Consider the following 25,761-nt stretch of genomic DNA (forward strand, 5'->3'; position numbering starts at 1 on the left):
GATTTATGACCAGCTTGATTGCTGAAAATTTGACATTTTCCTATTCAGTGCATAGTCAGGCTGTTTTGCATAATGTTTCTATTGAACTTAACCCGGGAACTTTAACTGCACTTGTTGGCCCAAATGGTGCTGGAAAATCTTCGTTGTTACGTCTACTTCAAGGTCAAAGTAAGCCAAGTAAAGGCTATATCAGTATCGGTGGTAAACCGTTAATTGAGGCAAGAGAACAAATTGCTTTGATGCCTCAAAGAAGTTCTATTAACTGGAACTTTCCAATGACCGTTGAAGGATTAGTTTCTTTAGGAAAAGTGAATCATTTAAAGTCAACATGCTGTGAATTAGAAGCTGCGCTACAACGAGTTGGAATATCTGATTTAGCAAATAGAAGACTTGATTCATTATCTGGGGGTCAACAGCAAAGAGCATTGCTTGCGAAAACATTAATAACACCAGCAAAAATATTTCTTCTTGATGAACCTTGCTCAGCCTTAGATCCATTTGCAAGAAAAAAATTTTTGAGGATTATTCGTCAGTTAGCTGATACTGGAGCAACACTTTTTGTTAGCAGTCATGATTGGGGCAAATCCTTAAATGCTTATGATAAAGTTGTAGCCCTTGATAAGACTGTCTTAGCTTTTGGTACCCCTCAAGAAGTAGAAGAAAAACTCGATTCGTTTACCTCTATGGGCAACCATTGCTGCGGATAATTTTCATCAAATTGTATTAAGCATTATCTGGCTTAATACAATTCTGACAAAGACCAAAGAACTCAAGAGTATGAAACAGGAGTTCAAAATCTTTAGATTTTTTATTGGGTAAATTGATTGGCTTTACTGGGCAACTATTCAAACGCGTGGTTTCTCCACAATTAACACAAGTTAAATGATGGATATCTCTTTCTACAGGGGCATAGAGAACTTCGCCTGTTGGAAGATGTCTAGAACGAACCAATCCTTGCTTTACAAGTACTTGCAAATTTCTGTATACGGTGGTTAAGCCCATGGCATTATCACTTTTGTACAATTGTCTATGTAAATCTTGACCGCTCAATTCGTCGTCACATTTTTTTAGCTCTTCAAGCAACCGTTGTTGACGTTTGGTAATTTCAGAGTGGAATTTATTCATTGTCAAGATCTTTAATTTGATCTCTTTTAACGACCATACTGAATCATTTGCTTGATGTCTTTTATAAATACAAATTGGTGGATAATTCCCCTTTTGATAACAATCTTCTCTGGGGTGCTTTGCCCCGCTATGGGCACTGTCTTAATTACTCATAAGCGTCTTCTACAAGTCAATCTAATTTCTCATTGTGTACTGCCAGGATTGGCTTTGGCACTATCTCTTGGCGTTGATCCTTCTATTGGAGGAGTCATAAGTGGTCTGATAGGAGCTCTTATTGCAGAAAGCTTGACCAATAAAAAAAATCAAAATTATGAAGCAGTAATGAATACAATTCTTGCAGGATCACTTGGGCTTGGTGTTCTTCTTATTCCTTTACTTGGTATCAGAATTGATTTAGAAGCTGTTTTGTTTGGCGATTTACTTACTTCAAACTTTGGAGATTTATTAAGAAACCTTATTGCAGCTTCGATATTTAGTTGCCTGATGATTTTTGGTTACGACAAACTTGTTCATGTTGGATTAGACCCTGAAGGCGCCGCTGCTAATGGTATAAATGTGTCTTTTTTGAATTTAGCTCTTGGTGCTACAACTGCTCTTGTCATAGTTAGTTCAATGGCCGCAGTTGGGGTCATTCTTGTAATTGCTTTATTATCTACTCCAACTTTATTGGGATTACAGCAAGCTCCAGCACTATGGATTGCCATGGTTCGTTCTTCAATGATTGGACTTTTAATATCACTTTTAGGCTTTTTGCTAGCGATTGTTTTGAATGTGTCTCCAGGACCTCTGATAAGCGTTATTTGTGTTTTCTCCTTATTCTTTCTACAAAATAAAAAATAGTTTTGAAAGAACTAAAGCTATTAAGGCTTAATGATGATAAAAATATTCTTGGGGGTGTTTTTTACGAGTTAGGCTTCTCAGTTGTAAAGTTACCTGTAGATCATTGAGAGGCCTTATTAAGTCCTGTCTTTATCATTTAGCTGGATAAAGCTAACCAACGTTATTACCCCATATATTTCATCTTCAGATCTAATTGCTTAGTTGCCATTGCAGGTCGTGCTAGAGCTAGGCCTAATTAGTAATTGTTGTTTACCATTCTGGAACAATAGTTATCTTTTCTAGTCGCTGGGTTGATAGATAAGGCAATAGCTTTTTATTTAAAATTGTCGGCCAATTATTTTTTAATAATTACTTAAGGCAATAAAACTTTTAAACGGGTAGCACTTATGAAATGATTAATCTCACTTACATTTTAAACAGGTCTAAGGAAGTGGCAAAAGCGACAAAAGAAAAAAACCAGAAGAAATACTCTTCAGTTGAACTCAAGTATGACACTTCTGAAGCCTTGCGGATCAGTATGAAGTTGGCTGAGGAAGCAAAGAAGAACTGGCTTTGAACCAATGGAAAAGGTTCAAAAGATCTATTGTCAACTTTGCAGGAAAGACATCATGAGTACCTTTTGGTCTAAGAAGGGTATGACTTTGTGCCTTGACTGCAAAAGGAAACTAGATGAGTCGGTGTTGAAAGAACCTATTGCTAGTTAATTTTGGTCGTGATACTTAAAACCCCTAATCAATTAATAGTTCTACCAGATTGTCTAAATTAATTCTTCTCAGACAGTTTTTGTATAAAGTTCCCAGATCAAGGCACCCTTATATAGGGCCCTTAATTTTTGAAATAATTAATTAGATACTTTCTCAGTCCAATTTCCTTCTTCCTCTATTGAGCTTGGGGCAGGGTTAATTCCTTAGTCTCTACATTATTGTTTGACATTGGAGCTTCTATTATTTTTTAAGGCAGATCCAATTAACATTTATCGATTAGATGATATTTGAACCTCGTTTTATAGAGATGCTTTTTAATCGAATTAGCCTTTTATAAAGATCAATAGTTTTTTTTCTTCCAGAAGCTTGCTCGGCTTCTTGCATGATCTTTTAATATGCCGCCGCCTGTAATTTTAAATTGATTTATAGCTCCTATAAAGATAGAAGATGTTTTTTAGCTCGATGCGTTGACAGCTGCCAAAGCTTTTATTAGTATACTTGTACTACAGAACTAAATGTGTCTCGCTTGATCTACAAGATGATAACTCTCGTTTCGTCTATGCCCTTCAAACGTTTTCTCTTACACCCAAGGTTTAAAAGAAAATCGTCATCTCACCAGGCTTGGCTTTCTTATTCCAAAAGATTTTCCTTAAAGAAAGATGATTCCAGAAGGATGGTTAATTGACCCAAAAAGGAAATGGTTATTGCTGTTTCGTAAAGATCCAGCTAGCTTGCAGCGTTTACCAAAAGTCTTTATGGACAAATGGGAATCAACGTCATTAGGGTCACCGTCTACGTTCAAGAATCGAAGAAAAGTTGATTTGACCCCAGCAATAGAAACGTGGAATGAGTTAATTGATAATGGTTGGATTCAAGTTGAATTTAATGATGATTTAGTAGCTTAGTTATATTAGATATGGCCTTGATTTTGTCTTCGATTTGATATATACCTCTTCTTTATGGTAGATATAAAGATTCGGAATTAACTACCTAAATGTCTCAACTAACTATCAAAGTATCCCCGAAGGCGGAGGCCATGATTGCAACTTTGCAGAAAGAGATCTTTAACCGTAGACGCAAGAAAATCACTGCTCAAGGAGTAGTTGAAAGTCTTGTAGAAAGCGGTGCAAAGTCTCAATCTGACAAGCGCTATGCCTCTTCTTGGAAGAACCTAATCAAGGACATCGAGAAGGCTGCTAAACAAACAGAAGTACATGGCAATAAGCCAGCCAATATTTCTGCTGAAGAATGGGCAATGCTTCTTGCACATCGTACGCGCAAAGGTTCAACTGCAAAAAAAGCTGCGCCTAAGAAGCGTGTTACTAAAAAGGCAGTCGCTAACAAAGCAACTCCTAACAAAGCAACTCCTAAGAAGGCAGCAGCAAAGAAAGTTGTAGCTAAGAAAGTTGCAACTGCAACAGCGGCTAAGCCAAGAAAGGCTAGACGTGCTAAGAGAACATCCGCTTCAGCTAAGCTTGCTTAAGGATTGTTTTTGTAGTAATTAAAGACCTTTTGAGCATTTTCATCGCTCAGACAGCTAATCCTTGAGGTTGCTGGTATATCCAATAAAACGCAGATGGCAATTATATCCTCTGCGTTTTTTTGTAATCGCTTTGATAGCTCCAGTACTCTTAGTGATTTACTCATAGTCAGAATGGTTAGCTTTGTTTGTAAGCTCTTTCAAAAACTTTATATATTTTTTATTTTGTACAATTTAGCTTTTTCAAATTGGTTGCCAAGGGTTAATACAGGGAAAATCTATTAAATGTATTTTTCTTGGGTTGATCATCAAATTTCTATACATAAAGTATTTGATAGTTAATTGTGATTAAATTTTTAGAAGCCTAATTTGATTCATGCTTTACATTCAACACTGGAAATTTAAGACTGGATATCACGAGAAAGCTGCAAAAAAGTTTCTCTCTACTCAAGCTCCATACCCTAGGGCAAATATGTTGGGTCGTTATCATGGGCCTGGATCTTTAGAAGGTTGGATATTAGTGGAAACTGACGATCCAACAGCTTTGTATGAGCATGTAGCTGATTGGGGTGAATTTATGGAGTGGAAGACAACTCCGGTATTTACAGATGAACAAGCTGGACCTCTTGTAGCAAAAGTCTATGGCTAGGGTCTAAGTCTTTGGTTTAAAGATTTCTATTCAATTAAACTGCACAAGATGCGAGCCGTGATTAGAAAAAGTTGAAAGATTTAACTCTGAGCCAAAGGATTTAAAACATAGGATCTAGAAAAGCCAAGTGGGTATAGGCGATGTTTTAGCAATAACTTCTTCTTTCAAAAAAGAGGTGCAAAGAAAACAATCTTTGCCATTTTCTCTCTTTAAGGAATTAGTAAATCCATTCGAGTGTGTGGAGTTAAAACTCCTACCTATTGCTCCCAAGATCTTTGCTGATTTAGGTTAATTGCCCCAGTAAGGGCTATTTAATTGAATACTCCTTTATTAAATTAGATAGTTTATTTACTCGAGGTTCATCTAAAGGCCTTGTAGCGTCAAGTACAGCAGCACAACATAAAGACCAACTTGCCCCATTTTCTAAGTTCAGACTTTCAGAAATGTTGGAAGGAGCAATAGAGAGAGTAGTTATTTCTCTGATGTGCTGAAAAGTGTCCCATAGCTCAGCTTCTAAGAAATCGAGTTCGACTTTTGAAAGAAGCTGTGTTGCTACAAAATCTTTTACTAAGTCTGTTAGTTCAAGAGTCATATCTTCATTATGGCTCTCATTTGTTATGGATGGTTTTTATTGAGAAGGTTTTTGTCTAGTAGGTGGAAGTTGCAATCCGTTAGAGGATTTGCTTGGGACTTTATTTGCTAATTGAGACAGATAAGTATTAAGTTCTTCTTTTGTACCTCCAAGCTCGTTGCCGCATTCTTCAAAAATATTTTGGGATAGAGATGCTGCTAAATCTTCTTTTGAAGCAGACATTATTTCTGTCATGAGTGGAGAGAACAATAAGCCTTTTGATAGTTGCGTAGCAGCAGTCTCCCCAGCTTTTTCAGGAGTCATTCCAACTCCAATAGATGTGCAAAATTTCTGAGAAAAATTCTTAGATAGGGCTGTAATTTTAGGTGATAAATCTGTTGTGGAGGCAAATGCAGCAAAAGGAGCTAGCGAAAATGTTATTGCTATAAGACAAGCAATTAGTAAGTGTTTCATGCACTCATAACGGTTTTGTAACAGGCCTAAAGCCTCAATCATACTAATCAAAAAGACATGCTCTAGATTGTCTAGATAAAAAACTTACTGGCTAGGTAATCTATTAAGCAAGGGATACTTGTTATGAAAGAGTTTTATTTGGGTATTCAATAGAATAATACGGAACTAAAGATCCTCCAAAACTAAGTTTAAACCAACCTCTTTTTGGACTATTAACTCCCTCTAAGTCAACTTCTTTTATACCTTGCCTTGCCAAATCATAGAAACCATCCCATAAGACGGCAGTCCCTCCAGTAACTAATTTTAATTCAGGATTACTTGCTCCATATAAGTAATGAGCTCTAAGTTTATCTATTCCAAAAATTGCAATACTACTTGGCTCTCCCAAAGTATTACTCGATAAATACATCTTTGCCTTATTATTAGACATAAGACGATCTATTAGAGTAGCTAAATTAGTGTAGAATGAAGGATCTAAAATTACAGACTGTCTAGTTAAGTTAGATCTATAGAAATCAATGAACATTTCAATATCATTATAAATCTTTGTTTTGATTTTATCCCGAATGGCATATCTTATCTGTTGCCTTCTGCTATTAGATGAATTCTTATAAGTATTTATAGAATCTAAAGAATTTGTATCTTTCATGTCAGATATATTTACATATGAAGTGTATCTAACATCTATTAAACATCTGTTAGAACTCATCCCATAATTATGCCATTGAAAAGGTCTTATGTCTTTTACACTTGGCGAAAGCCGAAATTTAAATGAATCATATATATTAGCCAATTCTTTTATTATGAATACAGTTATCTCATGCCTTTCAGATAATTGCTGAGAGCGTGTTTGATTATTTGTTGGAGGACCAAAGCAAATTCCACTGTAAATAAGATAATCATTTAATATTGCATTCTTGCTATTTTCATCCTCAACTAGAATAACTACAGCTCTTAATTCCTTGCCTTTATAGCATGCATAAAGACCTAGTTTCTCTTTAATATTTTCTAAAAATATTTTATTGCTATATATAGATAAATCTGGTGAAGAGTTTATATAATCATCCCATTTATCATCTAGTTCGCATGGCAATAAGCTTAGAGTCTTTGCCACGATTCAAACCTGGCTGTGATAAATAGCAACCTTACTAAATCTAGCCTAGATAATCTAGTTTCTATAGACTCTTTTTAGGCTGTCTAGGTCACCTGCCTTGTTGAAGTATGATTTCAAGCTAATTTCATTAGATTTCTTCTCAAAGAAGGAATGCAAATATGTTAGTGGAAACACTATAAGAAAATTTACTTTTTAGCCTTAATCATGGTAAGACTTAAGATATAATTAAAAATATCTTGAAATTCGTTCAAGATATAAAGATGATCAATCTAGTAAAGTTATATCAACCCAACTCTTTATCTATACTCATTAACATTTCTTTTCTAGAGAACTTAAAAGGGAACATCACTAGCTTTTCTCCATATTTATTTTTAATATTATTTTTGATTACTTTTAGGCTTTTAAAATAACCCTTCAAAGGTATTCTATAGCATTTTGGAATAGTAAATGATTTAACCTCATAAAAATCAAGATGCTTAGAATTATTAGTTATTTGATTTGAAATTTCACTAATCTCGTCCTTACACATATTTATTACCTTATCAAGACTATTATTGTTTTTGGCATAAACCTCTGAACATAAGACTGTCTTCATAGGATTATTAATAGAATAATTAAGATCTGAAATTCTAGAAGTGATATGGTTTAAATCATAATCAAAAATATAATTTAGGTTTCCAATTGCACCTTTATTTGTTTCCATATAAATAAAATGCTGAGGTATATAGTTTGTTTGTTTTTCTAGTTGATTTGTCCCTAGCAAAATTCTTTCAGCATATCTTTCATCTAACCCTAAATAAATCTTGTCAAAAGGAATATCATTAATACTCGTTTGATTAGATTCTATATAATAATAATTATTAGCTTCATTTTTAATTGACTTTACAATAGTTTCTTTAAGTATTTTAACTCCTTCTTTAGTTAGATTACTTTCAATGGTTTCAAACATGTTACTATAACCATATTTTGGATATAAATTATATACAAGATTCTCAGAATCTGATCTTGGAGCGGCTAAAGTATCATCAAATATATTTAGAGCTTTTTTCAACTCTTTAGAAGTTTTTCCTTCAAATAAAGCTTGGCGATTAGATACGAATGGGATTATTTCATTAGCTTTATAATTAATATCAGATGTTGTAATTCCATAAAATTTATAGCAAATCTTATCCATGTATGATTTTAAAGTATTCCCAGCAGTTCTATAAAGGTATTCCGAAAGAGATAATTCTTCGTTAAAAATCTCATTGTTATTTAACAATAAAATAGACCTTTCTAATAGAATTTCAAGACGAGTCTCAAGATTAAGAAAATTCTGCCAATTAGGAAGAGCCATATTCTCTTGAGAAACCTTCCCCCCAATAAAGTTTGAATAATTGAATGTCAAGTCTATAAGTTCAGCTCCTTTCCCAAAGGATTCAATAAACTCTCGATCGGCGTTTGTAAAATTATTTAGATATTGTGGTCCTACGTCCAAATTTCGATCAAAAGCCTTTACCCCTTTAAGAAAACCGCCTAGGGACTTGTCAGCACAAAATAGATAAACGTTGTTCCCTTTGTTAAGAAGCCTCTTTGCAATCATGCATGAGCGAAAATCACCACCTATTACTGCAACATGCATAAACTTTAAATAAAGCATTCCTTCCTATAGTATAGATGCATCTAGTTTTATCTAGATATTTCTGATCCATCCTAAAATTTTTTAGGAATAGACTGTTTTCTTGCTATCAATCATCAATGGTTCCTTCAGAAAAAGAACATAAAAGTATCGATCCGATATGGGAAGAGAAGTATAGTTCCAATTTAGATATTAATCGTTATCCATGGGACTCAATTGTTAGTTGGATATTTAGGAATGTAGATAAAACTAAATTAAAAGAATTAAATATTTTAGAAGTTGGATGTGGCACTGCGAATAATTTATGGTTTGCAGCACGAGAAGGATTCAACGTATACGGTATAGATGGTAGTGAATCTGCAATTAATTATGCAAAGAAAAGATTTTCAGCAGAAGACTTGCAAGGAGAGTTAATTGTTGGAGATATCACAATATTACCGTTTAAAACAAATTTCTTTGACTTAGTTATAGATAGAGCTGCTATTACATGTCTAAGTGAAGATAATGCAAAGAAATGTTTCTCAGAAATTCACCGTGTAAGTAAATTAAATGGCAAGTTCTTTTTTAACCCATATAGTGACCATAACAGTTCTATGTCATCAGGTATTAGAACAAATAATGATTTGGTAGATGACATCAAATCCGGAAGTGTTTTTGGAGCTGGAAAGATACGTTTTTACAGTAAAAAAGATATTCTTTCACATTTTGAACAAGGCTGGTTGATAGAAAAACTTCATCATTGTGTGGTAACAGATATGAAATCACAATTATCAGATATACAGGCAGAATGGAGGGTATCTTTGAAGAAGATATCATAAATTATTAGAATAAACTGGATTTGGATAACTTATTGATCCTAATTATTAATACCTAAGATGTAAAAAATTAAGAAATAGATTAAAAATCATTCAATGAAGATTTAAAAGATTTAATAGGATCATGGTAATAAATATTCTCATCTATATGTTCACTTTCAAATCTTTTCAAAATAGTTGCTATTTTTAAATCAATATTAGCTATTTCAGATAAAACAAGAGTTTCATCATAATTAAATGGTAATGAATTGCTTTTTGGAAAGGAACTGTTATTTGAAAAAGAATTAATACTATTTGACTGTATGAAAACTATATAATGACCTGCTAACTTTGCTTCATATAATAATGAAGAGTTTAGCCCAAAAAATATACACCTTTCCTGATTAAGAAGTTCCAATTTTGAAGAGATATCTACGATCGCTTTTTTGCCAAGTGAATTAAGACTGTTTTTTAATTGAGGGGTTTTGGATTCGTTTGGGTGAGGGCGGTAGAATAAATTTAAGGCTGGATATTTTTCTAAGCTGAGAGATATTAAAGAATATAATTTAATGATTCTAGGGAAATAATCGAATTGATCTACTGAATTACCACACCAGCCACTACCAATCAAGTATATTTTTTTTAGTTGTGAGTTCTTATATGCAGAAGCATAATAAGATAATCCAATTGATGAATAATTAATTTTAGGATTAAATTGTTGAAGTTGTTTCCCTTGTTGATTGTTCCATACCATATTGTTAATTGTATAAGAACCTGTTGGAGGTATTTTCAGAGTTGTAGATGCCATCTCTATTAATCCATGTTGAATACAAATAACTCTTAATGAAGGAATATTTAAAAGAGATAGGCAGCTAAGGAATGTACCCATGGGTTGTGTGTCTTCCCATATAAATATTTTACGTTCCTGGTTCATTAGTGATTTGGACCATCTATAAATATGGAATTTTAAAAAGAAATCAATATTCAAGTATTGATAAGCCTGTACTGCAAATACTTCAGCCAACATTGATACAGTACATATATCAGGAAAACGAGAAGTATGAATAAAACCATTTGTATTACATAGACCTTGTTTTTCACGCTCTATAAGAATACAAATTTGATTCGATGGAAAGGCATCAAAATAACTCGAATTTCTTAAACCTTGAAATATATACTTCTTGTTAAATAAATTCCTATTAGAATGAATAAATAAACCTAAGAAAGCTATTATCAGGATCTTCATTTTTCTAATTATTGAAATATTTCCACTATTATTTGTTCTTAGACGCATTCTTTTAAATTTTCTACTCCAATCAATTCGAATTTCTTTTATTCTTTTACAAGTAGCATCATTATATTCGTCACTCCCTGAACACAAATAACCTATTAAATCACTAAGACTTTGGATCATAATGGAAATTTAACCTTTACCAGCCTAATCAGATTTACACGATAGTCTAGATCATCTAGGCCGCTGAGCAAGGAAGATTGTCTCTTCATGGCCCTAGGCAAGGGATCCCCAAGATTACTTTCGTTGTAGATTTTAAAGATTTAATTGCTTGGGCTTTGGAAATTTTTTCTGCCCCTTAAGCAGTACTTTTTATAAGAGCAATTTAAAACTAATCACAGAATCAGGTATAGGTTTGTTTAGGGACATTAGGAGGATCGGAACAAGTTAAAGAGAATCGAAAAAAGCAAACTAATAGCAATGCAACTAACTATTGGAAAATAAAAAGTTGAGTTTTCTCCCTTCAGAATTATGTCGCCTGGCAGTTGTCCTAAACCTAATTGCCTTAAATAAGGGTAGAGAAAACCTATAGCGGCAATTCCAAGCCCGAGAATGATTAGCAGCTTTTGCATTATTTATTTCCAAAAAATCTTTTGAACTGCCATGCCAAATAGGCAGAGGTTCCAATGAACAAAATCAGTCCAATAGTTCCAACTGCTCTATTTGCTGCTTCTACTGTTGGCATCTCACCCATCATTTTCTCCTTTACTTTTAGTGAGTTACTGAGCCATCCATAATCGTGATATTGGTATCACTAGAGTTAGCCCAGCGTAATTTACTTAACTCTTGATAGTCGGCTCTGTTGTAAGCCTCTGAAGCTACTTCTTTAGATGGAAATTCAATAATCACAGCAAGGTGACCGCCTTTACCTTCAACAGTTTTTGCATCTAGATCTTTAGCAACAACCTTGCCACCAATTGATTCAATCCAGGTAGCAAAGCCTTGTACATATTCTCCAAACCCTTCTGGATTAGTGACTGTTGTTGTAACGATCCAATACCCCTTAGACATGAAAATTTTCTATAAGAATAACGAGCATCTCATATTTGACCCGTCAAAGGGCAACACTTCAGGCAGTTTTAAAAGCTATGAATCTTTTTTCTTGAAAAACTTTTGGAACATCCACACCAAGTAAATGGTTGAACCAACTAGTAACAGCATTGGGAAGAGTGTATCCATAAGGCGTATAAATCCTTTTTAAGCCTTCCTAGGATACAGACCAAAAACTCAATCCTTAAAAAAACTAGTCGGGGCGACAGGATTCGAACCTGCGACCTAGTGCTCCCAAAGCATCAGCACTAACAAGGCTATAACTGAGACTTATGTTGCTATTAGTACTTTTAGAGAAAAAATTTAGCCTAATTCTGACTAATATGTTGGGATTTGCGTGAGTTTTGCGTGAATTTTAATTCGATAATCGATCTATAAAGTATGGTTAATAAAAAGCTAATTGATTAATTGCGAAAACTATATTATGAATAAAATCAAAAAAACAGACTTTGAAATAAGGCCATTTCTTAAAAGAAGTAATTTCAGAGCTTATTATCAAATAACAGTTACGATTCTTCCAATTATTGCTTTTTGGTTAATAGTATCTCAGATAATAAGCACTAATATTCCTCCTGTTACAAAGGGGTTTTTACTTACTCCCAATCTCTTTATTTTAACGCTTTTATCTTCTAGAATATTTTCATTAATGCATGATTGTGGACATAATTCCTTGTTTGAGCAACGTTCATTAAATAACATATTTGGTTTTTTTCTTGGTTTATTTAATGGCATCCCACAAAAACCTTGGTCAAATGACCATGCATTCCATCATAGAAATAATGGTAATTGGGAAATTTATAAAGGTCCAATAGATATTTTAAGCTTAGAAGATTATAGAGCTCTAAACCTAAGTGAAAGATTTTTTTATAAGATAAGTCGCCATTGGATAATGCTTTTCCCCGGAGGGTTTTTCTATTTAGTTATTAAGCCTCGTTTGGGACTTGTTTTAATTATTTTTAATTTTATAAAATCTTTAGTTCAAGAGAGTTTGCTGAAGATTAAGGATGGAAAATTTTATGAACTTCTAGTTGTTAAAACAAGAATAAAACCTCCTTTCTCTGATTATGGAGACAATTTTGATGAATTATTTGATCTAATAGCGAACAATATACTTGTTCTTAGTGGATGGATATTTATGTGCAAATGGCTAGGTGCTTTTTTCTTTCTAACCTTTTATTCATTGATATCAACCTTATCAGCTGCAATATTTATATGTATCTTTTTTATACAACATAATTTTGAGAATGCATATGCAAGTAGTACAAAAAATTGGGACATTGTTGATGGAGCTATTGCTGGTAGTAGTAATTTAGATATACCAAACTGGCTTAATTGGTTTTTAGCTGATATCTCATTTCATAGTATTCATCACCTATCAGAAAGAATTCCTAATTACAATTTAAGAGCTTGCCATAAAGCAAATATCCATTTACTTCATAATGCAAAGGTCCTCAGACTTATAGATATACCAAAATGTTTTATATATATTCTTTGGGATAGTAAAAAAGAAAATCTTATTCCAATAAATTAGAATTTAGCTTAGGCTCCTTTTCATTTCCTTTTAATTGAATTAACACACTGAGCACTTTTGTTTAGAAAAAAATAAATAAAACAAATTCATAAAGTCCTTTTATTGCAAGTGTGTTGATTCTGTTAGAGGAAGTATCGATGGATTCCATGGGGCGTAAATAAGAGGCTTCTTGGTAAAGGATGGCCAGACAAGAGAACATTCATTGGAGTAAGAAGGGTCCCTCAGTTCATGAAACGGTCTACGCCTATAAAGTCTGGTTTTAATATCAAATGTCCTTGGATAGAACCAGAAGTTGGTAGAAATAATTCATATCAAAATGGATTCTCTGAAGAAGAGATTCGCAAATCGAACCCCCCAATTGGAATGGACCCTCACGGGAAAGATTAAAGAGATCAATCTTTGTTCTTTTAATTTATTTATTGCCTTAGGAAAAAAAGATACCACTCATTTGCAAGAGCGGCTGTAATATTAATCCGAACATCGGCTGTCAACCAAAACAAGCTTAAACATCAGACTCCCTAAGGTGTTTCTAGAGAACAAACTCTTAAATCTACTAAAATTTTTTGGCACCTATTTGGAACCCACCCCATTTATTACTCCTTGAGATCCCAGTCGGGGCGACAGGATTCGAACCTGCGACCTAGTGCTCCCAAAGCACCCGCGCTACCAAACTGCGCCACGCCCCGTATCCAATCATTGTAGTGCCTAAGAGGTATGTACGCCTTTTGTTTTTGTAGAAAAGTTCAAGCCAAGGGGCTGGTATTAATTAGTGATAATGCAATGTACTTTCTAGGAGGCCTAGATTTTTAAGAACCATTTGTTACATTTTATTTGCTGAGCTAATAGCTATTTAGAACAGCTTATTTTAAGTGAGGATTTAAAAAATGAAGCTTTTCCAGCAATTGCTGGTAGCCCCTGCTGCTTTGGGTCTTTTGGCTCCTTTAGCTGCTAATGCAGCTGAAGTCAACATCAATGATGTTGCTAATTATTCAACTAAAGTTGCAGAGGTGACAACATCTCAATACTCCGACGTTGTTCCTGGAGATTGGGCTTATACAGCTCTACAAAATTTAAGTGATAGCTATGGCTGTGTAGACAATGCCTACACACAAAATCTTAAGAGTGGTCAAGCTCTAACTCGTTATGAGGCTGCTGCACTTATTAATGCATGTTTAGAAGGTGGGTTGACTTCTGTTGACTTCGATTCTGATGCAGTTCGTCTTTCCAATGAGTTTGGCACTGAAATGGCCATCCTTAAAGGACGTGTTGATGGACTTGAGTACAAAGTTAAAGAACTTAGTGCTGGACAGTTCTCTCCTACAACCAAAATGCATGGAGGAGCTGTATTCACAACTGGTTTCGTTGATGGACCGAGCTCCAAAGATGATAATAAGCTAACAACTGAGTATTCATATATGTTGATGACTCATACAAGCTTCTCAGGGAAAGACCATTTATTTGCAAGCATAGATCAAGGGAATCATAATGATTTAATTATGGATAGTGCTATGGATATGACTATGAGTAGCTTGACTGTTAGTTCATTGTTTTATCAATTCCCAGTAGACGATTTCCAAGTAACAGCTGGTCCTCTAGTTGACCAAGATGATGTTATCTCTGCTACAACCTCTATTTACTCTGATGCTTTCAGATTAAGTAGCATGCGTTTTAGTGCATCAGGTGGGATGAATGAAACAGGCCCTGGTGTTGCTGTTGCTTACGCTAATGACAGTGGTTTCAACGGTTCAGTAAGCTACATCGCTAATAATGGTGAAGTAGGAACTAAGGGTATGTTCACTAAAGAAGGTGATGACATATTGACTGCATCACTTGGTTATGACGCAGACAACTTCGGTGGCGGAATTCTTTATAAGAATGCCGATAACAATGGTGCCATCAATGGTGAAAAGACATTCGGTGTAGGTGCATACTTTGCTCCTGAGAATCTACCTACTATTAGTGTTGCTTATGACACTAAGGATCCAGAAACAGTTAGTACAACAACTAACCCAACGGGTAAAAATTCCTCTTCATTAATGATTGGATTGGATTATGAAGTAGGTCCTGGTACTGCAAGCTTTGCTTGGGAAAGTTATGAAGATGCTTCTATTTCATCTTATAAGACCCAAACCCTTTCTAATTATGAGCTTTACTATAATTATCCTGTATCAGATGGCATTGCTGTTCAGGGCGGTATGTTTTATGAAGAAAGCAACGGTCGTCAAGCTGACACAGTTGGATATGTAGTTGAAACTTTCTTTAGCTTCTAAATCAGTAAGCTACTTAGATAACTTCAATTACTATAAAAGGCTCTCACATTAGGTGAGAGCCTTTTTCATTTTGCCTACAATTGGCTACAATTTTTAGATAATATTTATCTTTCTTTCTTAGGCTTGACTTTGTAATTTTATTCTTGATGAATAGTTTTTAAGAGGAGCTTTCATTCCAATTGTTGGTAATACAAGTGAAAGATTATTTTACAAAGCTGCTTATATTGCTAAAAGAATAAGAATAATAGATTAAAAACAATATAATAGTTGCAATATTTTTAATATAGATTAAATTTAAATTAGAGATAAAAACAAACTAAGTTGAACACTAAAAGAGTAACACTTCTGTTTTTTTTTGAGCCCAATTTTTTTAATTGGGTGTTCAAGTTATAATAAAGAAAATAAAATTCCTGCTGTTTTTAATACCAAAACAGAAGCTGAAAATGCTGCTAAACAATTCGGTTGTGAAGGTGCCCATAGAATGGGTAATATGTGGATGCCATGTAAGACTCATGAGAGCCATGGAAAACACAAAAAAATAGAGCATCATAGTCATCCGCATGTTCATTAACTAATTAATGAAAATAAATCATGGATAGATCTAAAGAAGAACAAAACTCTGAGCATTGTGGTGGCAAACCTAAAAAAATTGCAATTGGCATAGCTCCACTTGGTTTTATATCCATTGGGGTAGTACCAATGGGAATTATTACTATTGGGATAGTACCAATGGGAGTTGTATCAGTTGGGATAGTAGCTATGGGAGTTGTGAATGCTTCAATAGTTGGAATGGGAATTTTCTCTGTAGGTGTAACAACTATGGGGATAATGGGGTGGTCGCCAGATTCAAGTGCTATTCAAAGAATTTCAGAGGAGTCAGGAGATACCTCTTTACCGAATTATTATGCTTTTCCAACAAGAATTGAAGCAAAAAGAGAAGCTAAAAAAATTGGATGTTTAGGTGTTCATAAGATGGGAAAACTTTGGATGCCATGTGCATCCCATAACCTTGTGAAATAATCTTTTTAACTCTCGTTCATTAATTTGGCGTTAAATTCCAAACCTCATATAACATCTAAATTATGTACTTGTTGATGACATGCCCAAAGTAATTGCCATTGGGATCGCACCTCGAGGAATTATTGCTATTGGATTAGTTCCTATGGGAATTATTGCTATTGGGGGGGTATCAATGGGAATCTTTACTATAAGTGCTGTTGGCATGGGACTGGTAAATATTTGTCTAGTTGGATGTGGTCTAATTGCTTATGGAGTAAAAGTAATGGGACTTATTTAAAGCGTCCTTTAAATAGTGAAATGTTTCCTTGCGAGGCTGAAAATGTTGTTGTTAAACTATTGGTTGATATTTAGTTAGGTAAAGCAATATAGAAATAAAAATGGAATAAAGGGTTAATGCACTCTTCATAGAATATTCATAATATTGCTTTTATTATGCGACCTGTTCCTTTAATTTATTGTCCCCACATGATCATATTGCTTGATCCTATTTGTGTTAAGACAAATAAAAATAGTTTTGAAAGCAACCAACCTATTCCTAGACAAATTACTACAGTCTTTAGAAGATCCATTTTGATCGAGCACCTACTTTCATTATGAAAGGTTTGCCAAGGTTGTCTTAATAAAGAAATCTTTTTATAACTTTAAAAATGTCACTAGATAGAAAAGCCTAAAAAAGGATCTAAAATTTCTCAAGAGCAGATAAGAATACTTCTATAGGTTTGTGATAAGACTCACTTTTTGATAATAAATTTAAATTAAAATTATTAATCATTGTCTTGACCTCATTATTTATAGAACTAATTTCATCTATTGCTAAAGTGTAGTCGCATTTAAAACGAAAAGATCTACTCTCTTTAACTAAAACATTAACTGAAAAATGGTTTGCTATTTGAGCTTCGTATAAAAGAGAAGTATCTGAACCTATAAATATAGATCTATGAGAAGTTAATAATATTTTTTTATCTGTTTTATCAACCATGCATTTAGCTTTAAGAGATTTTAAACATATATCAATAATATTATTGATAATCTCATTTGGGTGGGGTCTATAATAAATTGGTGCTTCTATATAATTAGATATTATAGGAATAATCATTGAATAGAAATATAGAATTTTATTGAACTTATCAAGATTGTAATTGTATAAACCACTACCCAATAAATAGATTTTTGGTTTTTTTTCTCTTAGATTTGCACTAGCTACATAATCTAAACCAATAGGTATACATTTAGATAGCGGGTTTGATTCCTGAATTATTTTTCCTTGCTGATTATTCCATACCATATTGTTTAAAGTAAATGCACCAGTTGGTTTCATGGAAAGCCCCCAAAGGAAGCCATGTTGAATGCAAATAACACAAATATATTTATTTTTTAAACGTGATAATGATGAGATGAAAATCCCTAGTGGTTGAGAATCTTCATATATAAAAAAAGTTCGTTTATGATTACAAAATAGAGTATCCCATTTGTAAAGTTGAAATTCCAAAAAGAACCTTAGACCCCAATATTGATAGGCCTTTACAGCTGATACGACAGCTAGCATAGAGATTGTTCTTAATTCAGGGTAATCAGATATTCTAGTTAATCCATGCCTATTACTATAAACTGTGTTTGTACCTTCTGTAAGAATGCAAATCTGAGAAAAACTAAAAGCATCAAAATAAGCAGAATTTCTTAGACCTTGAAAAAAATATTTTCTTTCTAATGATTTCTTAGAGGTGCAATTAAAAAGACCTAATACCGATCTAATTAATACTAATATACTCTTACCTGCTATTTGTCTGGCCTCAATTGCTTTTGGTTGAGATTTAATAGCTTCTTTCTCAAAACTTATTCTATCATTTATAATTTCTTCGCAAATTAATCTGTATTTATCATCTTGATTCCTTTTAGCGAAGAAGGTTGCCAATAAGATAAGATTCGTAAGCATATAAACAGTAAATATTGTCCTTATTCTAACTAGTATAGAAAGAGGTGTTTTATTAAGATTAGAGTAATGGTAGAAATATTTAACACTTAATAGAGTTTATTCGTTATTGCTTTGTTAATGAATGAATAGCTGAATAATCAGATTTACTTAAATCCAACTCATTTGCTTTGTCTAATAAAAGACTAAGGCTTTTTAAAACACTTATATCAATACCCAATTTAGTAGATTCATTGATAAATAAATTTAGATCTTTAGAAAGATTTGAAATATTAAAGTTTGGTCCTTCATAATTTTCTGATATCATACGTTCTTTCTTTTTATCAAATGTTTGGCAAAATAATGCTGATTTACTTAAGATACATAGGAATTTATTGATATCAACATCTGTATGTTGAATATACCTTAATGAAATTGAGAAACCATGAGTTAGGGAAGCAATTAATTGATTCAGAGATAGCTTGCAGGCAGATGCTTTAGAAACACCACCTAGATAGTAATAGTCTTTTGATAGAAGCTTGAATAGATATTCATACTCTGAAAATTTATTTGGATTACCACCAATCATAATTAGAAGTTCTCCCTTTAATGCCTCTGGCACACTTCCTAAAACAGGGGCTTCTAAATAAAAGCCTCCAAGCGATGAGACTTTTTTATCTATTTTTAAACTTTCTTCAGAGCCAATAGTCCCCATTTGTATTATTACCTTTCCTTCCAATGAACCTATTTGACTAATTACTGACCATGTGACTGGTCCATCATTGAGAACTGAAATTATTATTTTGTTGTTTTGAAAGTCTTTGCTTAAGTCATAAGCAAGATTAGCCCCTATTTTTTGAAGATGATTACACTTACTAATAGTTCTATTCCATACTATTAATGAATTGCCTTTACTTATTAATCGCTCGGCAATAGATGTACCTAGCAACCCAGTACCAAGAAGTGCTATCTGTTCCATACTGTTAAGTCAATTTTATTAATTCTATATCAAAATATGATTATAAGGAGATTTGACTTATAATCTATTATTCTAGATATTTAGATGATATAAAATATAGAATTATTTATTTCTTTATATATATATGTATATATTAAAATTCTTCTTAATAGATATTTTTCAGGATAAATAAGGACACCTTAACTGCAACAGTATCTAGTTAATCTAGATATTATAGATAATCTATTTAATCTAGATATTGTTTAGTTGTGCTAAAATTATAAGTTGGCAATATATTTAATTTGCCTAGAACATTTAATAATCCTAAAAACAATGAATCCAATTGAAAGGTATAAGAAAGTCTTTATAGATAGTTTTGAAATTACTGAAAGCAGCTTAGAGGACCTCAAGTATCAAGACATCCCTCAATGGGATTCTCTAGGACATATGTCAATGATTGGGGCTCTAGAGGATGAATTTGAAATTATGTTTGAAATGGATGACATTATTGATTTTAGTTCTTATAAAAAAGGGATAGAAACTTTAACAAAGTATGGCATTGAATTTTAATTATATATGATTAATTTTCTTTCAGAATATCAATCAAGTGATAAAATAGCATTAATCAATGAAGACAGTAAACTTTCTTATGGCACTTTAAATTCTAAAATAGATCAATTATTAGAGAAATTTAAACCAAAAACAATAGTTATATTAGTTTGCGATAATTCAATAGAATCAATTATTCTATATTTAGCTTTATTAAAGGTAGAAGCAATACCTTTGTTGTTAAACTCTGCCCTCAATCAAAGTGAAATATTATATTATTCGGATGCTTATTGTGCAGAAAAAATCATTTCACCTTTTAAAATTGATTCTCTAAATATAGAAAGTATTGAATGTTATAGCCATTTCTCTATTTCTCAAGTCAAAGGATTTAAATTAGTTGATAATTATAATCAACTTGCTTTATTATTAACCACATCTGGAAGCACTGGGAGCCCAAAGCTTGTAAGAATAAGTAAAGATAATATAATTTCCAATACAGAATCTATTATTAATTCTTTATCTATTACGGGGAAGGAAAGACAAATAACAACTTTACCTATGAACTATACTTATGGACTATCATGTATTAACACATTACTGTTTTCTGGTGGATCAATTATTGTTAATAAGCATTCGCTTGTAGAAAGAAGTTTTTGGGACCTTGTTGCAAAGTATTCCCCTACAACATTAGCTGGTGTCCCTTATACATATGAGATGCTTTATAGAATTGGGTTAAATAAATTATCGACTACTACCATAAATAAATTTACGCAAGCTGGAGGTCAACTTAATAATGATATCTTGCATCAGTTTGCATTATTCTGCCAAGAAAATAATTCTCAGTTTTTTGTGATGTATGGACAGACAGAAGCTACAGCTAGAATGTCTTGTCTTCCAGCAAATAAATTATTAAAAAAAATTGGAAGCATAGGAGTTGCGATTCCTGGAGGTGAATTTTCAATTAATAAAAACCCTATAGTATCTGAGCAACCCTTTAATTATGGAATAGAAGGTAAAGTTGTTGGAGAATTAGTATATAACGGAAGTAATGTTAGCCTTGGCTATGCAGAGTCTTTTGATGAACTAGATAATAAAAATACATTTAATTTTACTCTACATACTGGCGATTTGGCTTGGAAAGATAATGAGAATTATGTTTACATTGTTGGTCGCCTAAATAGATTTGCTAAAATTAATGGGATAAGAATATCATTATACGACATAGAAGTAATTCTAAAGAATCTAGGTTATATAGCAGCAGTTATAAGTAATGATAAAAAAATAACTATTTTCATTGAAACCAAATTAAAACAATCTGACTCTCTCTCTATAAAAGAAAAGTTAATAAAAAAGACAACTATTCCTCCAACCGCTCTACTCATTAAGTTTATTGATGTATTTCCACGAAATATTAATGGGAAAATTGATTATTATAGGTTGGCTAGTATATGAACATCAACGACATTAGCACTTCATATTTAGATAACTATGAAAATTTTCTAATACATGATAACTTTAAAGTAGATCTTCTTAGACAAGTTAATTATCTTACAAGTCATCATTACATTAAATGTAGACCTTATAGATCTTTTGTTAATAAAATTTTTCCAGATTATTCTACCGATATTGGATCTTTGCATTTAGAAGAGATTCCATACTTGCCAGTAAATATGTTTAAAGAGTTTAAGTTAAGTTCAATTACGGAAGAAAATATATTTAAGGTTTTACAATCCTCTGGTACTACTTCTCAATTAAAATCTAAGATCTATTTAGATAAGGATACTGCCAAAAATCAATCTGTAGGTTTATCTAAGATATTTACCGACTTCACTGGATTGAAACGTCCAAGAATATTAATAATTGATAGCCCTGATTTAATTAAAAGAAGCAGTGCTTTTTCAGCCAGAAAAGCAGGAATTATAGGCTTTAGTGCATTATGCAGAAAGCCACTATTTGCATTAAATAGCGATATGTCTATTAATCTGGAAAATATATATAAAGCATTTGAAAATGATAACGAATATGTATTATTATATGGCTTTACTTATATTATATGGTCACATTTGCTACATACAAAGTTACCTGATGACTTAAGAAAAAAATTAAGTACGAATTCAATACTTCTTCATGGTGGTGGATGGAAAAAACTTAACCATCTTCAAATTACCAAAGAGGACTTTAATAATAAATCCCAGTCTTTTCTTGGAGTTCAGAGAGTAATTAATTATTATGGAATGGTCGAGCAAACGGGTAGTATTTTTATGGAATGTGAAAATGGATACCTGCATTCCAACCCCCTTTGTGATGTATTGCCACGATCTGTAGAAAATATACAAGTAATTGATCAAAATAACGTTTCTTTAGCTCAAGTGATATCAGCTTTACCTACTAGTTATCCTGGACATAGCCTTTTAACAGATGATTTAATTAAAATCCATAATAAGGATAAATGCAGATGCAATCGCAAGGGCACTGTTTTCGAAGTTATTGGTAGAATTCAAAGATCAGAACCAAGAGGATGTAGTGATACATATGAATATAGATAAAGCAGATATAGAATGCTTAGCTGGATCTAAACCAGAGAACATAATTAATGAGAAACCATTTCAAATCTATGATTTAAAAACCATAGATTTTTTATCAAAACTATCTAGTGAAATCTTAGCTCTTTCTAAAAAAGATGATAAATACAGGATCTTCTTATATTTTGCTCTTTGGTCTAGAAAATCTAATTTATTACGACTTAGTCAAAATAGAAATGACTTGGAATATAGATTTGGCAGAGGTTTTGCATTCCATATTGCTCCTAGTAATGTCGTTACTAATATTTTATTTACAATGGCTTTTGGACTTTTATCTGGCTGCCCTTCCTTAATAAGAATTTCAAATAAAAGTAAACCTAACATCATAGAAATAATTCACCTTATAAATACAATATTACACAATGATGAATTCTTATCAATTAAGAAAAAAATATCTTTAATTTCTTATTCCCATAATGAATCTATTTCCCAGAGTCTTTCCATTAATTCATCTATTAGAGTCATATGGGGAGGTGATAGCACTATAAACTATTTTAAAAGATTTAATACTCAAGCAAAATGTATTGATTTAGTATTTCCAAATAGAACTTCATCAGCTCTTATCTCAGGTGATTGGTTAATTAATTCATCAGAAGATGATCAAAAAATAATAGCTACTTCTTTTGCTAATGATATAGCATTATTTGCTCAGAAGGCTTGCTCTTCTCCTACAAAGTTATATGTTCTTGATGATGGTCTGAAAACAGAGAGAGTTGCTTATTCCCTGAAGAAGTTTTTTATGTATTGTGATCAGGCTATAAATAATATAAGAGATGTAGATACCGATCACTCTTTTAATAATTTTAAGTCTGCTAGTCTTCTCTCTTTAGAAATGAGACAAGATATCAATAGCTTCAGAGGTAAGAATATTTTTGTCTTATATTATTTAGATAATGCTAAAGATCTCGATATAGATTTTACTTGTGAAAATAGTTGTTTATTAGCATATAAGATTTCAGATCTTATTAAGATAAAAGATCTATTGCATTATAATAATCAGACGATAGTAGCAATAGGTTTTGATAAGTATCAACTAGAAAGCCTGAAATCGATAGTTGCCCCATTAGGAACAGATAGGATAGTACGTGCTGGGATGGCTTTAAATATGGATATAAACTGGGATGGATATGATATAGTTAGCTATATGACAAGATTAATTCAAGTAAGTAATGGTAGGAAAATCATTTAGCCTTAGTGCTAACGAATTGCAGTTATATCAGCCAAATAGATATCCTTTTCTAATGATAGATAGAGTTACTGATGTAATGCCTGGTAAATATGCAATAGGATTTAAAAATTTAACCAATAATGAATGGTATTTCCCTAAGCATTTTGAGAATCATCCAAATATGCCAGGAGCATTACAATTAGAAGCTATGGCTCAAATGCTTACTGTTGCTATAACAACAATTGATGGTTTAAAAGGAAAAATAACACATGCTCTAGAACACACAGTTAGATTTAAGAAAGAAGTTCTTCCTGGAGATAGATTAGATATAAAAGCTGAGCTTATAAGTTGGAAAAGAGGTATTGGAAAAGGTAGAGGAATTTGTACAGTCGAAGGAGTTGAGGTTTCATCGGCAGATATGACAATTACAATTCCTGAAATCTTGGAAAGATATCTACCCAATAATGGAAAAATTTGACATAGTAATAATTGGTGCCGGAGCTTCTGGATTAGCTTCTTCATGGTATTTAACAGATAAAGGCTATAAGGTTGCATGTTTTGAACAAGGAGATTTTTTACGAGAAGATTCACTTATTGATCTAAATCAAGGTGGTGAAATACAAAAATATGGATGTTTATCACCTGATCCTAATTTAAGAAGGTCTAAGGCTGATTATCTTATTGACTCCAGTAGATCTCCTATACATATTGCTAATTACAATGGAGTGGGAGGAGCTACTATTTTATTTTCTGCACAATATCCAAGGCTTACTCCTAATGATTTTAAGGTATTTAGTAATGATAAAGTTGGTAAAAATTGGCCAATAGATTATAAAGAAATAATCCCTTTTTATGATTTAAATGATAAAATTACTGGGCTTTCAGGATTGTCAGGTGATAATAAAGAGCCTTTTGCTAAACCATCCATGCCCCCCGTCCCTTTTGGATCTATGGGGAGAAAATTAATAGAAGGCTTTGAAAAGTTGAATTGGCATTGGTGGCCTGCTTATAGCTCAATAAATACACTACCTTATGATAATAGGCCAGCTGATAATTATTTAAGGCCTTCTAACCTTGCAGGGGGATTAGATGGATCTAAAGGTTCTACTAATAATACTTATTTGCCAAAGGCAATGACCCATGGCTTGATATTAAAAAGAAATTCTAGAGTTGTTAAACTAATTAAGGACCCAGCTAATAATTTGATCGAAAAAATAAAATATTTAAATGAAATAGGTCAAGAATGTTTTGCTAAAGCAAAAGTATTTATCTTAGCTGCTAGTGGAATCGGCACCCCAAGGTTATTATTATCATCAAATAATGGTATTAATTCAAGAGGAATTGCAAATAGCTCAGATATGGTTGGGAGAAATTTGATGTTGCATCCATTAGGATATATAGAAGGGCATTTTTTGGATAATCTTGATTCAAATATTGGTCCTCAAGGATGTTGCCTCTTGTCACAAGAGTTTTACGAAACAAATCCAGATAGAGATTTTAAAAGAGGATATACTTTCCAAGTCATTAGAGGACCTTTACCAATCGAATTAGCATTAAATTTAACTAGTCGGAAATTATTAAAATTTGGAGAAAACTTTTTTAGGGATTTTAATTCAATTTATAATCATACTGCTCATATGACAGTTATTACTGAAGATTTGCCAGATAAAGAAAATAGAGTGACTATAAAAAAATCTTTTGAAGATACGAATAATCCATCTGTTCAAATAGACTATACTTTATCTGATAATACAAAAAGAATGTTAATTCATGGAATAAATAATGGTAGAAAGCTCATGAAAGCTTCAGGTGCAAAGAAAAGTTATGCATTTGGACCTGTAAGGAATACTGGTTGGCATACACTAGGAACCTGTTGTATGGGTAATAATCCTAAAGAATCTGTTGTAAATAAGTATGGGAAAACCCATGATATTGATAACTTATTTATCGTTGATGGTTCTATATTTACAACCTCAGGAGGTGTTAATCCAGCTTCAACAATTCAGGCTTTATCACTTTATGTATCTAGTAAGATAGATACAGTTTATAAGCATTTATTCTAAT

At 32.6% G+C, this 25,761-nt stretch carries 28 protein-coding genes and 1 tRNA gene; 18 read left to right on the top strand and 11 right to left on the bottom strand.

Annotated features, from left to right (window positions below):
* Positions 1 to 5: 5 nt before the first annotated feature.
* On the top strand, positions 6 to 707 hold the full coding sequence (locus tag O5636_RS00245; RefSeq protein ID WP_269622625.1) for an ABC transporter ATP-binding protein: 702 nt from the start codon (positions 6 to 8) through the stop codon (positions 705 to 707).
* 16 nt (positions 708 to 723) lie between these two features.
* On the opposite strand, the gene O5636_RS00250 is transcribed toward O5636_RS00245, so the two are convergent.
* A complete protein-coding gene (locus O5636_RS00250; RefSeq protein ID WP_269622626.1) occupies positions 724 to 1,125 on the bottom strand; it encodes a Fur family transcriptional regulator in 402 nt (133 codons plus the stop codon).
* 54 nt (positions 1,126 to 1,179) lie between these two features.
* Here O5636_RS00250 and O5636_RS00255 point away from each other — a divergent pair, with 54 nt between their 5' ends.
* The 4 genes from O5636_RS00255 (at position 1,180) to O5636_RS00270 (ending at position 4,798) form a co-directional block, all read left to right on the top strand.
* Positions 1,180 to 1,965, top strand: coding sequence for a metal ABC transporter permease (locus O5636_RS00255; protein WP_269622627.1), 786 nt, complete (start codon positions 1,180 to 1,182; stop codon positions 1,963 to 1,965).
* Between the two features lie 1,363 nt (positions 1,966 to 3,328).
* A complete protein-coding gene (locus tag O5636_RS00260) occupies positions 3,329 to 3,574 on the top strand; it encodes a DUF1651 domain-containing protein (protein ID WP_269622628.1) in 246 nt (81 codons plus the stop codon).
* An 89-nt stretch (positions 3,575 to 3,663) separates the two neighbouring features.
* Complete coding sequence (locus O5636_RS00265) at positions 3,664 to 4,152, top strand: hypothetical protein (RefSeq protein WP_269622629.1); 489 nt, start codon at positions 3,664 to 3,666, stop codon at positions 4,150 to 4,152.
* A gap of 373 nt (positions 4,153 to 4,525) precedes the next feature.
* Positions 4,526 to 4,798 carry a DUF3303 domain-containing protein gene (locus O5636_RS00270; RefSeq protein WP_269622630.1) on the top strand — a complete coding sequence of 91 codons (273 nt, stop codon included), beginning with the start codon at positions 4,526 to 4,528 and terminating at the stop codon, positions 4,796 to 4,798.
* Between the two features lie 307 nt (positions 4,799 to 5,105).
* Here the strand turns inward: O5636_RS00270 and O5636_RS00275 are convergent, their stop codons facing one another.
* The 4 genes from O5636_RS00275 to O5636_RS00290 form a co-directional block, all read right to left on the bottom strand.
* Entirely contained in the window at positions 5,106 to 5,390 is a 285-nt protein-coding gene (locus O5636_RS00275; protein WP_269622631.1) for an inward rectifier potassium channel, read from the bottom strand.
* Positions 5,391 to 5,426: 36 nt separating this feature from the next.
* A complete protein-coding gene (locus tag O5636_RS00280; RefSeq protein WP_269622632.1) occupies positions 5,427 to 5,885 on the bottom strand; it encodes a hypothetical protein in 459 nt (152 codons plus the stop codon).
* A 79-nt stretch (positions 5,886 to 5,964) separates the two neighbouring features.
* Entirely contained in the window at positions 5,965 to 6,957 is a 993-nt protein-coding gene (locus O5636_RS00285) for a GNAT family N-acetyltransferase (RefSeq protein ID WP_269622633.1), read from the bottom strand.
* A 283-nt stretch (positions 6,958 to 7,240) separates the two neighbouring features.
* The gene (locus tag O5636_RS00290; RefSeq protein ID WP_269622634.1) at positions 7,241 to 8,596 is read right to left on the bottom strand and encodes a hypothetical protein; all 1,356 of its coding nucleotides are present in this window, start codon (positions 8,594 to 8,596) and stop codon (positions 7,241 to 7,243) included.
* Positions 8,597 to 8,694: 98 nt separating this feature from the next.
* On the opposite strand from O5636_RS00290, the gene O5636_RS00295 reads away from it, so the two are divergent.
* Complete coding sequence (locus O5636_RS00295; RefSeq protein WP_269622635.1) at positions 8,695 to 9,393, top strand: class I SAM-dependent methyltransferase; 699 nt, start codon at positions 8,695 to 8,697, stop codon at positions 9,391 to 9,393.
* A gap of 79 nt (positions 9,394 to 9,472) precedes the next feature.
* Here the strand turns inward: O5636_RS00295 and O5636_RS00300 are convergent, their stop codons facing one another.
* The 3 genes from O5636_RS00300 to O5636_RS00310 all read right to left on the bottom strand — a co-directional run bounded on the left by O5636_RS00300 (position 9,473) and on the right by O5636_RS00310 (position 11,671).
* On the bottom strand, positions 9,473 to 10,783 hold the full coding sequence (locus tag O5636_RS00300) for a hypothetical protein (protein ID WP_269622636.1): 1,311 nt from the start codon (positions 10,781 to 10,783) through the stop codon (positions 9,473 to 9,475).
* A gap of 245 nt (positions 10,784 to 11,028) precedes the next feature.
* On the bottom strand, positions 11,029 to 11,232 hold the full coding sequence (locus O5636_RS00305) for a DUF2905 domain-containing protein (protein WP_269622637.1): 204 nt from the start codon (positions 11,230 to 11,232) through the stop codon (positions 11,029 to 11,031).
* A 139-nt stretch (positions 11,233 to 11,371) separates the two neighbouring features.
* Positions 11,372 to 11,671 carry a DUF1330 domain-containing protein gene (locus tag O5636_RS00310; protein ID WP_269622638.1) on the bottom strand — a complete coding sequence of 100 codons (300 nt, stop codon included), beginning with the start codon at positions 11,669 to 11,671 and terminating at the stop codon, positions 11,372 to 11,374.
* A gap of 463 nt (positions 11,672 to 12,134) precedes the next feature.
* Between O5636_RS00310 and O5636_RS00315 the strand changes: the two genes are divergently transcribed.
* Together O5636_RS00315 and O5636_RS00320 are read left to right on the top strand one after the other, a co-directional pair.
* The gene (locus tag O5636_RS00315; protein WP_269622639.1) at positions 12,135 to 13,241 is read left to right on the top strand and encodes a fatty acid desaturase; all 1,107 of its coding nucleotides are present in this window, start codon (positions 12,135 to 12,137) and stop codon (positions 13,239 to 13,241) included.
* Between the two features lie 228 nt (positions 13,242 to 13,469).
* On the top strand, positions 13,470 to 13,628 hold the full coding sequence (locus O5636_RS00320) for a hypothetical protein (RefSeq protein ID WP_269622640.1): 159 nt from the start codon (positions 13,470 to 13,472) through the stop codon (positions 13,626 to 13,628).
* Between the two features lie 225 nt (positions 13,629 to 13,853).
* On the opposite strand, the gene O5636_RS00325 is transcribed toward O5636_RS00320, so the two are convergent.
* A tRNA-Pro gene (locus O5636_RS00325) sits at positions 13,854 to 13,927 on the bottom strand.
* A 198-nt stretch (positions 13,928 to 14,125) separates the two neighbouring features.
* Between O5636_RS00325 and O5636_RS00330 the strand changes: the two genes are divergently transcribed.
* The 4 genes from O5636_RS00330 to O5636_RS00345 all read left to right on the top strand — a co-directional run bounded on the left by O5636_RS00330 (position 14,126) and on the right by O5636_RS00345 (position 16,808).
* Positions 14,126 to 15,511, top strand: a complete 1,386-nt coding sequence (locus O5636_RS00330; protein ID WP_269622641.1) for an iron uptake porin — start codon at positions 14,126 to 14,128, stop codon at positions 15,509 to 15,511.
* Positions 15,512 to 15,866: 355 nt separating this feature from the next.
* Complete coding sequence (locus O5636_RS00335) at positions 15,867 to 16,082, top strand: DUF3721 domain-containing protein (protein WP_269622642.1); 216 nt, start codon at positions 15,867 to 15,869, stop codon at positions 16,080 to 16,082.
* Positions 16,083 to 16,102: 20 nt separating this feature from the next.
* A complete protein-coding gene (locus O5636_RS00340; protein ID WP_269622643.1) occupies positions 16,103 to 16,531 on the top strand; it encodes a hypothetical protein in 429 nt (142 codons plus the stop codon).
* 79 nt (positions 16,532 to 16,610) lie between these two features.
* Entirely contained in the window at positions 16,611 to 16,808 is a 198-nt protein-coding gene (locus O5636_RS00345; RefSeq protein ID WP_269622644.1) for a hypothetical protein, read from the top strand.
* A gap of 402 nt (positions 16,809 to 17,210) precedes the next feature.
* Here O5636_RS00345 and O5636_RS00350 read toward each other — a convergent pair whose 3' ends face one another.
* A complete protein-coding gene (locus O5636_RS00350) occupies positions 17,211 to 18,464 on the bottom strand; it encodes a hypothetical protein (protein ID WP_269622645.1) in 1,254 nt (417 codons plus the stop codon).
* Positions 18,465 to 18,567: 103 nt separating this feature from the next.
* The gene (locus O5636_RS00355; RefSeq protein ID WP_269622646.1) at positions 18,568 to 19,419 is read right to left on the bottom strand and encodes an NAD(P)-dependent oxidoreductase; all 852 of its coding nucleotides are present in this window, start codon (positions 19,417 to 19,419) and stop codon (positions 18,568 to 18,570) included.
* Between the two features lie 312 nt (positions 19,420 to 19,731).
* On the opposite strand from O5636_RS00355, the gene O5636_RS00360 reads away from it, so the two are divergent.
* From O5636_RS00360 to O5636_RS00385, 6 genes are read left to right on the top strand one after another with little or no spacing between them, the layout of a single operon-like run.
* The gene (locus O5636_RS00360) at positions 19,732 to 19,968 is read left to right on the top strand and encodes an acyl carrier protein (protein WP_269622647.1); all 237 of its coding nucleotides are present in this window, start codon (positions 19,732 to 19,734) and stop codon (positions 19,966 to 19,968) included.
* Positions 19,969 to 19,974: 6 nt separating this feature from the next.
* Positions 19,975 to 21,399: an AMP-binding protein gene (locus tag O5636_RS00365; protein WP_269622648.1), complete on the top strand. Its 1,425-nt coding sequence runs from the start codon at positions 19,975 to 19,977 to the stop codon at positions 21,397 to 21,399.
* On the top strand, positions 21,396 to 22,493 hold the full coding sequence (locus tag O5636_RS00370) for a hypothetical protein (protein WP_269622649.1): 1,098 nt from the start codon (positions 21,396 to 21,398) through the stop codon (positions 22,491 to 22,493). The genes O5636_RS00365 and O5636_RS00370 overlap by 4 nt, the downstream gene beginning before the upstream one ends.
* Positions 22,480 to 23,718, top strand: a complete 1,239-nt coding sequence (locus tag O5636_RS00375) for an acyl-CoA reductase (protein WP_269622650.1) — start codon at positions 22,480 to 22,482, stop codon at positions 23,716 to 23,718. Before O5636_RS00370 ends, O5636_RS00375 begins: the two co-directional genes overlap by 14 nt.
* Entirely contained in the window at positions 23,699 to 24,175 is a 477-nt protein-coding gene (fabZ, locus tag O5636_RS00380; protein ID WP_269622651.1) for a 3-hydroxyacyl-ACP dehydratase FabZ, read from the top strand. The genes O5636_RS00375 and fabZ overlap by 20 nt, the downstream gene beginning before the upstream one ends.
* Entirely contained in the window at positions 24,162 to 25,760 is a 1,599-nt protein-coding gene (locus O5636_RS00385) for a GMC oxidoreductase (RefSeq protein WP_269622652.1), read from the top strand. The genes fabZ and O5636_RS00385 overlap by 14 nt, the downstream gene beginning before the upstream one ends.
* Position 25,761 lies beyond the last annotated feature (1 nt).

It is taken from the genome of Prochlorococcus marinus str. MIT 0918 (assembly GCF_027359415.1).
Taxonomy (GTDB): Bacteria; Cyanobacteriota; Cyanobacteriia; order PCC-6307; family Cyanobiaceae; genus Prochlorococcus_E; species Prochlorococcus_E marinus_C.